Here is an 11,784-nt window from a genome sequence, read left to right on the forward strand (position 1 = left end):
CCGGCGGCTCTCGCCATATTACCCCGCACTGATCCGCGCCTGTCTGAAACGCCTGGGAATCCGGAAAGGCACGCGGCAATATACGGTAATCGCGCCGGACCCGCCGGGCGTCACCGTACACGGAGGATCGATCCCGGAGGGGCTCTGTCATGGCCGAAAACATCACTCCCCAGAAGCAGGACTTCGCACAGTGGTACCAGGACGTAATACGGGAGGCCGAGCTCGCCGACACCTCCCCCGTACGCGGCTGCATGGTGATCCGCCCCTACGGGTATGCGATCTGGGAGAGGATCCGGGACAACCTGGACGCCCGCTTCAAGGCCACCGGGCACGAGAACGCCTACTTCCCGCTGTTCATCCCCCAGAGCTTCATCAACAGGGAGGCCGAGCACGTCGAAGGCTTCGCCCCCGAGCTCGCCATTGTGACGCACGGAGGCGGGAAGCAGCTCGAGGAACCCCTCGTGGTGCGCCCCACCTCCGAGACCATCATCAACCACATGTTCTCGAAGTGGATAGGCAGCTACCGCGACCTGCCGATGCTCCTCAACCAGTGGGCCAACGTGGTCAGGTGGGAGATGCGTCCGAGGGCGTTCCTCCGCACCACCGAGTTCCTGTGGCAGGAGGGGCACACCGCCCATGCCACCGAGGAGGAGGCCCGCAGCGAGACCATGAGGATGCTCAGGGTCTACGAGGCCTTCGCGGCCGAGAACGCGGCCATGCCCGTGATCCCCGGAAGGAAGACGGACAGGGAGAAGTTCGCCGGTGCGGTGGAGACCTACTCCATCGAGGCCATGATGGGCAACGGCTGGGCCCTCCAGTCCGGCACGAGCCACTACCTCGGCACAAACTTCGCCAGGGCCTTCAACACCCGCTACCTCGACGAGAACAACGAGCAGCAGTACGTCCACCAGTCGAGCTGGGGCGTCTCGACCAGGCTCGTCGGCGCAGTCATCATGGTGCACGGCGACGACGCAGGGCTCAGGCTGCCCCCCGAGCTGTCCCCGGTGCAGGTGGTCGTCGTCCCCATAAGCAGGACCGATGATGAGCGCTCGGCGGTCGGCGAGGCCGCCGCGCGGATATGCAGGGACCTCGAGGGCGCCGGGGTCCGGGCGAAGGTGGACGACCGCCAGACCGTCAGCCCGGGATTCAAGTTCCATCACTGGGAGGTCCGCGGCGTGCCGGTCAGGCTCGAGCTGGGCCCGAGGGACCTCCAGGCGGGCGTGGTGACGGCCAGTGCCAGGAACCGCCCGGGCAGGGACGCCAAATTCACGATCGGGCTCGACGCCGTGGTGTCCGAGATCCCCCGGAGGCTTTCGGCCATCCAGCGCGAGATGTTCGAGGAGGCCGTCGCCAGGCGGGACGCGATGACCTGGGAGGCCGCCACCTACGACGAGTACAAGGCCGTGTCGGGCGAGCGGGAGGGCTTCTGCAGGGTCTGGTGGGCCGGCGGCCCCGACGAGGAGGAGAGGCTCCAGCAGGAGACCAAGGCCACCATCCGCTGCATACCCCTCGACCAGGAGGGCGGGGAGGGCGCCTGCTTCATGACCGGCAGACCGTCGAGGAGCAGGGCCATCGTGGCGAGGGCCTACTAGATGGCGCGGAGGACGGGGGGCGTCAGGCGGGGTTCGGACTTCGGCTCACGCAGGAACCGGGGTGACGCCCGGCCCGGCTTCGTCGAGATCGCCACCGCGATCCTCCTCTGCTCCGCGCTCGCGGCTGCCGTCACATGGCCCCTCGCGGCGCACCCCTCCTCCGGTGCCCACGACGGGACGGACACCTTCTTCAACACCTGGCTGATGGCGTGGAACCACGAGGCTCTCACGAGCCTGCAGAACCCCCTGGATGCGCCGGTATTCGAAGGCCAGCCCGACGCGGGCGGCCGCAGCGACCTCCTCCTGGCGCAGACCCTCGCCGCCATGCCGCTCAGGTTCGCCGGGCTGGGGCCTCTGGCGGCCCACAATCTCGTACTCGTGCTGTCGCTCGCCTTCTCCGGCCTTGCGGCATACCTGCTGGCACGGCAGGTCGGCTGCGGGAGGGCGGGAGCCCTGTTCGCAGGCGGGGCGTTCGTCTGCCTGCCCTTCTTCCAGAGCCATCTGTGGCACATCCAGCTCTTCTCGGCCGGGCTCTCCGTCATGGCGCTCGGGCAGGCGTTCAGGATCGCGTCCGGATCGGGCAGGGGGTTCTGGCTCGGCATCCTGGTCGCGCTCCAGTGCATGGCTTCGCTCTACTACCTCGTCTTCCTCGACCTCGCCATCCTCCTGTACCTGCCCTGGGCAGCCAGGAGGGGCGGGGGGAAGGCGCTGCTCGGAACGGGCCTCTGGACGCTGGCCGGAAATGCGGTCTGCATCCCTCTCCTCCTCGGCCACATCGAAAGCGCGGCCTCCTGGCGGGTCGACACGATGGCCTCCGCCGACCTGTCGGCCCTGGTCTCGCCGTGGAGCAACAGCATGTTCCTAGGGAGCCTCAGGCCGGCTTCGACCCTGGGCGAGATCGCGTTCTGGCCTGGCCTGGCCGTCGTCGCAGGAGCCATCGCCTGGGTCCTGCGCCGTTCCCGGAAGGACGGGATGGCGGGCGGATGGTTCCTCGCGGCGGCGTTCCTGCTCTTCCTGGCCGTGTCGTCAGGCCCCACGATCGTCTTCTTCGGGAGGCAGCTCGGCCCCGGCCCCTGGAGGCTCCTGGCGGGCCTGCCCGGCTTCTCGTCGATAAGGCTCCCCTCCAGGGCGGCCTTCCTCTTCCTCCTGCCGGCGGTCCTCGCCGCCGGGCGCGCCCTCTCCGGGAAGCCCGTCCTTGCCTTCGCCGGGATCGCGCTATGCCTCGCCGAGGTCTGGCCGGGGCCGATGCCGCTAGTCGACGCCACGCCCGAGAGGTTCCACGGGTGGCTGGCCGCGAGGGACTTCTCGCGCATAGCCATCCTCCCGGTCAGGGCCGACCTGTCCGACCCCTCCTACGAGTGCGGGAACCTGCTGGGGCAGACCCTCCATTTCACCCCGACGGTCAACGGCTACGGCACCAGCCTGCCGGAGGGCTACGCCGAAACGGCGGAGATCCTCAACACCTGGCCTTCCCCGCGGGCGGACAGCCTGCTCGACGAGCTCGGCGTGGAATGCCTGATATGCAGGGGGTTCGTGCCGCCCGAAGCCGATCCGGTCTGGACCGCAGGGCCGCGCCCGGTGTCGGCGGTGGTCCTGGGGAGGCGGCCGGCAGGGGGGGTCTGACCGGGAGAGGCTGACACGGTCCTGCTCCCTTCTTATTCTTTCGCGGAAGCTGAGTCATACCCTCGAGGAGGTCCATCGTGTTCCTTTCGACGGCTGCGGTCATTCTGAGCCTATCGGTACCGGAGCCGGCGGGCGCTCCCGTGGCCGGCTTCTCCATGACGGAGCGGTGCCCCCTCGAGGAGCATCCCGCCTCGTTCTCCGGCCTTTCCGCTAGCCATCTCGACAGGAGCGACTCCGACGTCCTGGTGATCGTGTCGTCCTCCGTCGCCGCCCCCCTCTCCGGCAGGCTCGTCCGGTTCCAGCAGGACCTCGAGGCCGAGGGCTTCGACGTCGTCGTCGAGCAGATGTCGGGCGGCGACGCGGAGGATCTCCGCGCGCAGATCCAGGGCCATCCGGGCCTGGGCGGGGCGATCCTGGTGGGATGGCTGCCCGCCGCCTGGTACGAGATGGACGAATGGGGCGGACCCCACGAGGAGTTCCCCCTCGACCTCTTCTTCATGGATACCGACGGGGTCTGGGGTGATGCCGACGGCGACGGGATGTACGACTCCCACGCCGGAGACGTCGGGGCCGAGATCTGGGTGGGGCGCATAGACGCCCATGCAGTCGAGTTCGGGGGCGAGATCGAGATGCTCGCAGGCTTCCTCGACAAGAACCACTTCTACCGCACCGGCGCGATGTCGGTGCCCGCAAGGGCGCTGGCCTTCAACGACGACGACTGGGCCTTCTACGAAGACTGCGGCCTCTACTCCATCTACTCCACCGTCGACGTCTACAACGACGAGAACCAGACGACCGCCTCGTTGTACCGCGACCGCCTGGCCCACGGCTACGAGTTCGTCCACCTGATGTCGCACTCCTCGCCCTGGGGGCACACCTTCAAGACGACTTCGGGCTACTCGGGGACCGTCATGGCCCCGGAGATAGCCCAGATCAACCCGCAGACCGTCTTCGTCCAGCTCTTCGCATGCTCCAACTGCCGCTGGACCGAGCCCAACTGCCTCGGCAACTGGTACCTGTTCGGGGAGGACTACTGCCAGCTCGCCATCGGGTCGACGAAGACCGGTTCCATGCTCGATTTCGAGGTCTTCTACGAACCCATCGGCGACGGGGTCATCCCCGGCGCGGCGTTCGAGACCTGGATGAACGCTGTCGGCATCTACGACGAGGCATGGCACTACGGCTGCGTGCTCCTCGGCGATCCCACGATCAGGCCGATGGGCGGGGCGGCCGCCGCATCCCTGCCTCCGTCGGGCGGAACCGGCCACGGAGGAGACAGGGCCTGGGCGCAGGTCTCGACCAGCACCCATTCCGACTGCTATCCCGCCGTCGCCGGGGATGCGGGCGACCTCTGGGTGGCCTGGATGACCGGGGGCACCGCACGACTCGACATAGCCGCCAGGCACTTCGACGGCTCCTCGTGGGAGGCGGTGACCGTGGTCGACTCCGACGAATACTGGGACGTGCAGCCCGCCCTGGCGCTCGACGCATCGGGCCAGCCCTGGCTGGCCTGGGCCAGCTTCGAGGAGGCGAGCTACGGTTACGACATCATGATCGCCCATGGAGCGGGGTTCGGCACCATCTCCACCCTTGTCGACGGATCGGGGTACGACGTGGATCCCTCCCTCTCCCTGGCGGGCGGGAAGCTCTGGCTGACCTGGCAGACATGGCGCAGGGGCGAGGGCGACATCATGGTCAGGACGGTCGACGGGACCTTCCCCGAGACCATCCTGTCGGGCTCCGAGGGCTCCGAGGACTTCTCGCCCGTCAGCGCGTCCGACGGGTCGGGATACGTCCATGCCGCCTGGGTCAGGAGCGACCAGACCGGTGACAGGATCATGTGGTCGCGCGGGAACTCCTCGGGCTTCTCCGCCCCCGTGGCGGTCACCTCCGCGGGATGCTTCTCGCGTTCGCCGTCCCTGTCGTTCGCGGGAGGGATGATGCGCCTGGTCTGGCAGGAGGGCGACGCGGCCGGCACGGGCACTTCGATAAGGTTCATGACCTGGGACGGAAGCTCCTGGAGCGCCCCCGTGACCATCCACTCCACCGGCCTGGAGACGGTGTGCCTGCCGGTGGCCGGCACATCCCCCACGGGCGGCCTGTTCACGGCATGGCAGCAGGGGCGCGGATCGGCCGCGAGGCTCTGGTCATCGACATATACGGGATCGGACTGGTCGACCCCCGCCCTCCTGCTCGACACCGGGGGGCCCGCATGGACCCCGGCCCTCTGCGGAGGGGTCATAGCCTGGGCCGGCGACGAATCCGGCTCGGACTGGAACATCTGGGTGTCCCTAGAGGGCGGGGTCGGTATGGAGTCACCCCAGGAGCCCGCCATCGAGGGTGTGGCACTCCTTCGGAACCCGGTGCGCGGAACGGCTCTCCTGTCGGTGCCCGCCGGCTGGACCGACGCCGGCGTGACGGTGATGGACCTGGCCGGGCGGATAGTCGCCACCGCCTCGGCAGCCGTCGAAGGGGGAGTAGCGGAATTCTCCTGCGCGAGCCTGCCGTCGGGGACATATCTCCTCGGCGTGACCTGCGGAGGGGAGACCTCCAGCCTCAGGATGACCGTGATCCGCTGACGGACTGCCGGAAGGGCCTGCAATGGACAGGGGGGAGGACCGGCCCTCCCCCCCTCCGCTTCCGGGCCTTCGCCCGGAATCCGTCTACTCGACGACGGTCGCCGTGGAGCCTTCCACGGGAGCCCAGGGCTCGAAGCGCACGCCATCGATGTGCCCGGCCAGGAACTCCTCCATCCGGCCCGCGAAGTCGAGGTTGTTGGCCTCGAGAGCAAAGCCGTGTCCCTCGTCGGCGTAGAGCACGTACTCCACGGGAGTGCCGACGGCTCTGAGTGCTGCGACGAGCTGGTCGCTCTCGGCCTGGACCACGCGGGGATCGTTGGCGCCCTGGATCACCAGGAGCGGCGTCCTGATCTCACCGGCATGGTTCAGGGGCGACCTGTCGGCGAGCATCGCCGAATCGGCCGAGAGGCTCCCGATCCGGACGTCGAACAGGGCGTCCATCGGCCTCCAGTAGGCCGGGACGCTCTGCCGGAAGGTGATCAGGTCGGAGGGGCCGAAGAGGTCCACCGCGGCGGCGTAGAGGTCCGGCGTGAACGCGACTCCGGCCAGGGTGGCGTATCCGCCGAAGGAGGCCCCGACTATCGAGAGCCTTTCAGGGTCTGCATATCCCTGATCGACCGCCCACTGCACGGCGTCGGTCAGATCGTCCTGCATCGCGCCGCCCCACTCCCTGTTCGCCGCATTGAGGAACTCCCTGCCGAAGCCCGTCGAGCCCCTGAAGTTCACCTGCAGGACCGCGAAGCCCCTGTTGGCCAGGAGCTGCGATATGGGATCGTAGCCGTAGCTGTCGCGGGCCCAGGGCCCGCCGTGGACGAACAGCACCAGGGGCAGTCCGGTGGAATCGACCCCGACGGGCAGTGTGAGGTAGGACGGGAGCATCAGGCCGTCCCTGGCGGGGATCAGCAGGGGCCGCACATCTGCGAGGTCGTAGTCCTCGAGGGCCGGTATGGCGCTGAAGAGGAGGCGGGCCGTGCCGGCCCGCCTGTCGTAGAGGTAGTAGCTGACGGGATTGGACGGGCTGTAGTACCCGACGATCCAGACATCCTCCGCGCGGTCGCTCGAGGCGATGAAGAAGTCGCCCTCCGCCACCGTGGAGAGGAAGTCGAAGTCGGCCTGCAGGGCGGGGTCGAGGATCTCGACCCTGAGCCTGAGGTAGGTGAAGGTTATCGCCCGGGGAGTGACGGTCTCCTCGTCGAAGAAGACCCCGCCGGCATCGCAAAGGGGATCGGACGCGAGCACGGTCTCCTCGCCCGAGGCGAGGTCGTACCTGACGAGACGGGACGTGTTCGAGCCCAGGGTGCTGTTCAGATAGATGCCCGAGCCGTCCTTCGTCATCCGGACGGGGTACACCATCTCCTCCGGGCCCCAGGAGAGGAACGGCGTCCAGTTCCCCTCCGGGTCCTTCGACATGAGCATCTGCCCGCCCTCGCCGTCCATGGCGTAGGCGACCCTGACGGTCAGGTCCTCGTCGGGTATCCAGCCCAGGACGAACCCGGGGTTGCCCTCGACCGGGGTCAGTTCGCCGGTGATCAGATCGGCCTCGTAGACGTCGAAGAGCATCGGGTCGTCCGCGTTCATCTCTATGAGCACCGTGTCGGGCCGGTCCCTGTCGGTGGCGCTCACATATGCCTTCACGCCCTCGTACGGGGTGAGGTCGGTCACTTCGCCGGTGGAGACGTCGAGCCTGTAGACGTGTGTGTTCTCCTCGCCGGCCTGGTCCTGCATGTAGAGGATGTGGCGGCCGTTCTCGGCCCAGAAGTAGTCGGTCACCCCCCTGCCCTCGTCGAAGGTGATCTGCCTGGGATCGGTGCCGTCGGCGTCCATGAGCCAGAGGTTCAGCACGTCACCCGCGGGGGCCACGTAGGCGATCAGGGAGCCGTCGGGCGACAGCGCCGGTGCGATGCGCTCCGGGTTGCCGAAGAGGACCTGCCTCGGGATCATGCCGGGCAGCCCGGCGTATGCGGCCTGGGCGACACAGAGGGTCGCCGCGGTGAGGGCCCAGCGGATCTTCATCTCGTTCTTCCTCCAGAGTCGATGGATGATGTCTCGGAGACCGGAGTATATCCCGGGGGACGGATTCGTAAAGCGCCCCGCCCCGGCGGCGCACGTCTGGTGCCGTATCCGGACGGGCCTGGTATGTTCCGGGAGGAGGTGGATCATGACAGAGTCCATGTTCGACTCGGAAGGCAGGATAAGGATCCCGGAGCAGGAGAGGGCCGCGGCGGCGCCCTCGGAGAGCGTGATCGTGAACGCGGCGTACTGCCCGATGGGGCACAACCTGGTCTCCGTCGACCACGAGGTCTGCGGGTACCCTGGCATCCTGCTGAGGTTCGTCTCGCAGGCCGGCGAGGGGCTCGTGGTCCTCTCGGCGAGGCTGGGCGACCCCGGCAAGGCCATCGTGAAGGGCAGGATCGAACCCGACGAGCTCGCATCGCTATCCTGCCCCGAATGCGGAACGGCGCTGGACATCCTCGGGCACTGCACCTGCCAGCCCGACGCCGTCCAGGTGCTGGCATACCTCTACCCGAGGCGCGATCCCTACCAGGCCATCGCGTTCTGCAACTCCCTGACATGCGACAACTCCGCGGTGATCCGGTCGGGCGAGGCCATCAAGGCGCACACCGGCACTCCCTGGCAGGGGTAGGGGCATGCAGGCGGCGCTGCTCCCGCTCGTCCTCGCCTGTGCCCTCCCGGGCGCGCAGGACGGCCTGGTCTGCTCGACCTTCTCGATAGCCGCGGTCGACACGGCCTCGGGCGAATGCGGGGTGGCCGTGGCCTCGCGCGTTCTCGCCGTCGGGACGATAGTCCCCTGGGTCGAGTGCGGCAGCGGTGCGGTGGCCACGCAGGCGCTCGTGAACGTCTCGCTCGGGCCCTCCGGGCTCGAACTCCTCGAAGGCGGGCTTTCCGCTGACGAAGCACTCGAGATCCTTCTCGAATCCGATTCCTCGTTCCAGGACCGCCAGCTCGGGATCGTCGACGCCGACGGAGGCTCGGCGACCTTCACGGGTTCCGGCACGTCGGCCTGGGCCGGAGGCGTCTCCGGGCCGGGATATGCCATACAGGGCAACATCCTGACAGGTCCGGAGGTGGTGGCGGCGATGGAGGAGGCGTTCCTCGGCACGGAGGGGCCCCTCGCGTACAGGCTGGTGCGGGCGCTCGCCGCGGGGGACTCGGCTGGCGGCGACAGCAGGGGGAGGCAGTCCGCGGCGATGCTTGTGAACAGGCCCGGAGGAGGCTATCAGGGCGTCGGGGACGTCCTGGTCGACATCCGGGTCGACGATCATGCAGACCCGGTCGGGGAGCTCTCGAGGATCTACGCCCTCTGGGAGCCCGTATTCATGATCCAGGTCTATGCCGACGCCGCAAGGGAGCCCGAGCTGGGACACCTGGCCGGCATGATCGACAGGGCGCTGTCGTCGGGCGAGCGCGATCCGCAGACCCTCAACGCCTTCGCCTGGACCCTCGCCGAGAGGGGGCTCGAGCCGGAGACGGCTGTGGAGCTCGCCACGGAGGCCCTCATGCTCGCTCCCGACGACACGAACATCATGGACACCCTGGCCGAGGCGCTCTATGCGGCGGGGAGATACGACGAGGCTGTCGCCTGGGAGGCGGAGGCGCTGCGCAGGGAGCCGGACAACGAATGGTACCGGGATCAGCTCGCGAAGTTCACGGAAGCGCTCGAATCGCTCGAGAGCCGGGAACGGCCATCACCCTGTCTTCGCAGCAGATGACGCGAAGTTCATGGAGGCGCTCGAATCGCTCGAGAGGGCTCCGATCGAAATCATATGAGGCCTGCCGGGCACCTGTGACAGTGGGTCACGCCGGCCGGCCGGATCCGGAGGTGGAAGCTTGAGCCCGCTTTTCCTCGCGGCAGCGGTGGATACAGTAGTGGCGCCCTATCATGACCAGATCTACGTGCACGAATGGGGCGCCGTGGTCTACAGGCGCGACGTCGTGGAGGCGGCGGGCGACGCCGGCGGCCCCTGGGTCGACTACTCCCAGATCATGGCCGAGGCTCCGGTGATCTACATCTACGGGCCGGAGTTCACGGGCGACCTGACCGTCCGCTCCCAGGGCGACATCGTGAACACGTACCCCGAGCCGGACGAGTCGTTCAGGATCGACGAATCGGTGGCGGGCGGCGCCTCCGCCGTCAGGTGGAGCTCAATCTCGACGGAGTGCCCGTACCTGGTCGAGCAGCCCTGGATGCACTCGCCGGCCGAGGAGACGATCGCGGGCTTCGACTGGGCCACGCGGATGTGGAGGCAGACGGAGTCCCTGATCATCAACCGGGAGTCGGACTCCTTCTCGGACATGTTCCTCTACTACGAGACGTCCTTCGAGCCCGGATCGTTCCCCCTCCCGCTCCCGGGGAGCATCAGCGACGGACATCCGCAGGTGATCCCGGTATCGGGCGAGGTGCTGGTGCTCTTCCGGCCGGACATGGACTGGATGGGGCTCGGGCTGGTGGACGCCGACGACCTGGACGAGCTGGGGAACGACATTGAGATCACAGGCGAGTACTCGTCCGAACTCGCCCTGGAGACCGTTACGGAGTGGGCGGAGGGCGAGCTGAAGGAGCCCGAGATCCGCGCGATGTGGGGCACCTGGGAGCCCTATGCCCTCTACGGCGACTGGGAGGGGCAGTACCTCGTGATCTTCCCCATCCCCTCGGCCATGATCCCGCGAATAAGCACCCTGGAGCTCACGAGCGAATCCGGGCTGCCGGTGGAGTACCACAGGTTCTTCCTGGGGCTCGCCCCTGTGGAGCCCTGAGGCCGGCTGCTAGGGAGAGGGATTCCGGGGCCGGCGGGCCCCGGCCGAGAGCCGCCCCGTGAGCCAGGCCCAGTAGAGGTTGCAGCCCCCGACGGGGCCGAACGCGTCGAGGACCTCGCCTGCGAAATGGAGGCCGGGGTGCAGCCTGCTCTCGAGGCTCGCCGGATCGACCTCCTCGAGCGCCACGCCGCCTCCGGTGACCTCGGCCTCGTCCCAGCCGCAGTTCCCCGAGACCGGCAGAGGGCATGCCGACAGGACGGCCAGGAGCGACATCCTGCCCTCCCTGGCCAGGTCGGCGAAGCGGATGGATGGATCGAGGCCGGCCCTTTCCACGATGAGCCCCGCCAGCCTCGACGGCAGGTGCGGTTCCAGCGCCTTCCTGACCAGCCCCCTCCCGGCCAGGAGCACCTCCTCCCAGGCCTTCCGGTCCAGCCCGCCCCAGGAGACGGAGAGTGCAGCCGTCCGGGGTCCTGTCGAGGCGTGTGACGCGTCCATGACGACCGGTCCGCTGAAACCCCTGTGCGTGAACAGGAGAGGCCCGCGGACCGAGAACGGCCTGCCTTCGAAGACGGACGAGATCGTCGCCTCGACGACGATGCCCGAAAGGCTCCCGAAGCCGGGATCGCCGGAGAGAAGCGGCACCAGCGCGGGATAGACCGGCCTGACGGTATGGCCCAGCCGAGCAGCCTCCGCGAACCCCCAGCCCCCGCTGCCGGTGCCGGGCCACGACCTGCCGCCGGTCGCCAGCACCACCCTGTCCGACTCCACGGATTCGCCGCACTCGAGCGAAACAGTCCACCCGCGCTCCGAGGGCGAGATGCCGGAGACACGGCTCCGGTAGCGGAACACGGCTCCCGCCCTTTTCGCGATCCCCTCCAGAGCCCCCGTCACTGCCGGGGCGCCTCCGGGGACCGCGAAGAGCTTCCCGGTGGCGGCCTCGGGCTCGATCCCGACCCCCGCCTCGCGGGCGAAGAACGAGCGGGCCTCCCCGGGCGACCATCCCCTGAGGATCTTCGCCAGGCTGTTCCGGGACGACGAGGTGACGTACGCCGACGGATCGGCGGCCGCGGGCAGGATGTTGCACCTGCCCCCGCCGGTGAGCGAGAGCTTCGCCCCGGGCCTGTCGTTCTGGTCGAGCACCAGCACGCCCGTGCCCGGGGATGCGACCATGGCCGCCGCCATCAGGCCGGAAGCCCCCGCCCCGATGACGATGG

The 11,784-nt window shown here is 68.6% G+C and carries 8 protein-coding genes; 6 read left to right on the forward strand and 2 right to left on the reverse strand.

Annotated elements, in window-relative coordinates:
* Positions 1 to 149 precede the first annotated feature (149 nt).
* From proS to QUS11_01925, 3 genes are all read left to right on the forward strand, one after another.
* Positions 150 to 1,592 (forward strand): proline--tRNA ligase, encoded by a 1,443-nt coding sequence (proS, locus tag QUS11_01915; GenBank protein MDM7992047.1) that lies wholly within the window; start codon positions 150 to 152, stop codon positions 1,590 to 1,592.
* Positions 1,593 to 3,215: a hypothetical protein gene (locus QUS11_01920; GenBank protein ID MDM7992048.1), complete on the forward strand. Its 1,623-nt coding sequence runs from the start codon at positions 1,593 to 1,595 to the stop codon at positions 3,213 to 3,215. It begins immediately after the preceding gene.
* 77 nt (positions 3,216 to 3,292) lie between these two features.
* On the forward strand, positions 3,293 to 5,794 hold the full coding sequence (locus QUS11_01925; GenBank protein ID MDM7992049.1) for a hypothetical protein: 2,502 nt from the start codon (positions 3,293 to 3,295) through the stop codon (positions 5,792 to 5,794).
* A gap of 84 nt (positions 5,795 to 5,878) precedes the next feature.
* Here the strand turns inward: QUS11_01925 and QUS11_01930 are convergent, their stop codons facing one another.
* Entirely contained in the window at positions 5,879 to 7,807 is a 1,929-nt protein-coding gene (locus QUS11_01930; protein MDM7992050.1) for a S9 family peptidase, read from the reverse strand.
* Between the two features lie 145 nt (positions 7,808 to 7,952).
* On the opposite strand from QUS11_01930, the gene QUS11_01935 reads away from it, so the two are divergent.
* The 3 genes from QUS11_01935 (at position 7,953) to QUS11_01945 (ending at position 10,570) form a co-directional block, all read left to right on the forward strand.
* Positions 7,953 to 8,438: a hypothetical protein gene (locus QUS11_01935; GenBank protein ID MDM7992051.1), complete on the forward strand. Its 486-nt coding sequence runs from the start codon at positions 7,953 to 7,955 to the stop codon at positions 8,436 to 8,438.
* Between the two features lie 4 nt (positions 8,439 to 8,442).
* Entirely contained in the window at positions 8,443 to 9,525 is a 1,083-nt protein-coding gene (locus tag QUS11_01940; protein ID MDM7992052.1) for a DUF1028 domain-containing protein, read from the forward strand.
* Positions 9,526 to 9,643: 118 nt separating this feature from the next.
* A complete protein-coding gene (locus QUS11_01945; protein ID MDM7992053.1) occupies positions 9,644 to 10,570 on the forward strand; it encodes a hypothetical protein in 927 nt (308 codons plus the stop codon).
* A gap of 9 nt (positions 10,571 to 10,579) precedes the next feature.
* On the opposite strand, the gene QUS11_01950 is transcribed toward QUS11_01945, so the two are convergent.
* Positions 10,580 to 11,776: an aminoacetone oxidase family FAD-binding enzyme gene (locus QUS11_01950; GenBank protein MDM7992054.1), complete on the reverse strand. Its 1,197-nt coding sequence runs from the start codon at positions 11,774 to 11,776 to the stop codon at positions 10,580 to 10,582.
* Between the last annotated feature and the right edge of the window lie 8 nt (positions 11,777 to 11,784).

The sequence above is a fragment of the Candidatus Fermentibacter sp. genome (assembly GCA_030373045.1).
GTDB lineage: Bacteria > Fermentibacterota > Fermentibacteria > Fermentibacterales > Fermentibacteraceae > Fermentibacter.

Bases quoted from the DNA above. Each gene is read 5' to 3' on its own strand.
- QUS11_01920 (MDM7992048.1), top strand. From the start codon at position 1,593: ATGGCGCGGAGGACGGGGGGCGTCAGGCGGGGTTCGGACTTCGGCTCA.
- QUS11_01935 (MDM7992051.1), top strand. From the start codon at position 7,953: ATGACAGAGTCCATGTTCGACTCGGAAGGCAGGATAAGGATCCCGGAG.
- QUS11_01940 (MDM7992052.1), top strand. From the start codon at position 8,443: ATGCAGGCGGCGCTGCTCCCGCTCGTCCTCGCCTGTGCCCTCCCGGGC.
- proS (MDM7992047.1), top strand. From the start codon at position 150: ATGGCCGAAAACATCACTCCCCAGAAGCAGGACTTCGCACAGTGGTAC.
- QUS11_01930 (MDM7992050.1), bottom strand. From the start codon at position 7,807: ATGAAGATCCGCTGGGCCCTCACCGCGGCGACCCTCTGTGTCGCCCAG.